Consider the following 1331-nt stretch of genomic DNA (forward strand, 5'->3'; position numbering starts at 1 on the left):
TAGACTGGCCCCCTGAATCTCCAGACAACCAATATCACTTAAATAAGTGATAGTCTTAATACTAGTTTTTAGACTAGTCATTGGAGAGCAGATGATTGATGTCTTAGGACCGGAGAAACGCAGACGGCGTACTACACAGGAAAAGATCGCTATTGTTCAGCAGAGTTTTGAACCGGGAATGACGGTCTCCCTTGTTGCCCGGCAACACGGTGTGGCAGCCAGCCAGTTATTTCTCTGGCGCAAGCAATACCAGGAGGGAAGTCTTACTGCTGTGGCCGCAGGAGAGCAGGTCGTTCCTGCCTCTGAACTTGCTGCTGCCATGAAGCAGATTAAAGAACTCCAGCGCCTGCTCGGCAAAAAAACGATGGAAAATGAACTCCTTAAAGAAGCCGTTGAATACGGGCGTGCAAAAAAGTGGATAGCGCACGCGCCCTTATTGCCCGGGGATGGGGAGTAAGCTTAGTCAGCCGTTGTCTCCGGGTGTCGCGTGCGCAGTTGCACGTAATTCTCAGACGAACCGATGACTGGAAAGATGGTCGCCGCAGCCGTCACTCAGATGATACGGATGTGCTTCTCCGTATACACCATGTTATCGGAGAGCTGCCCACGTATGGTTATCGTCGGGTATGGGCGCTGCTTCGCAGACAGGCCGAACTTGATGGTATGCCTGCGATCAATGCCAAACGTGTTTACCGGATCATGCGCCAGAATGCGCTGTTGCTTGAGCGAAAAACCGCTGTACCGCCATCGAAACGGGCACATACTGGCAAAGTGGCCGTGAAAGAAAGCAATCAACGATGGTGCTCTGACGGGTTCGAGTTCCGCTGTGATAACGGAGAAAAGCTGCGAGTCACGTTCGCGCTGGACTGCTGTGACCGTGAGGCACTGCACTGGGCAGTCACTACGGGCGGCTTCGACAGTGAAACAGTACAGGACGTAATGCTGGGAGCGGTGGAACGCCGCTTCGGCAACGAGCTTCCGGCGTCTCCAGTAGAGTGGCTGACGGATAATGGTTCATGCTACCGGGCTAATGAAACACGGCAGTTTGCCCGGATGTTGGGGCTTGAACCGAAGAACACGGCGGTGCGGAGTCCGGAGAGTAACGGCATAGCAGAGAGCTTCGTGAAAACGATAAAGCGTGACTACATCAGTATCATGCCTAAACCAGACGGGTTAACGGCAGCAAAGAACCTTGCAGAGGCGTTCGAGCATTATAACGAATGGCATCCGCATAGTGCACTGGGTTATCGCTCGCCACGGGAATATCTGCGGCAGCAGGCCAGTAATGGGTTAAGTGATAACAGGTGTCTGGAAATATAGGGGCAAATCCA

1 protein-coding gene is annotated in these 1331 nt (G+C 52.9%); it reads left to right on the forward strand.

Annotated elements, in window-relative coordinates; genetic code table 11:
- Positions 1 to 91 precede the first annotated feature (91 nt).
- Positions 92 to 1320 (forward strand): IS3 family transposase gene (locus ACOTXI_RS24210; protein ID WP_089541817.1). Its coding sequence is split into 2 segments (ribosomal slippage): positions 92 to 407 and positions 407 to 1320, totalling 1230 coding nucleotides; the frame shifts between segments, so codons are not numbered across the junction.
- The last annotated feature ends 11 nt before the right edge of the window (positions 1321 to 1331 follow it).

Origin of the sequence: Enterobacter cloacae complex sp. BZL2005 (assembly GCF_049238885.1) — a bacterium.
Lineage (GTDB): Bacteria > Pseudomonadota > Gammaproteobacteria > Enterobacterales > Enterobacteriaceae > Enterobacter > Enterobacter roggenkampii.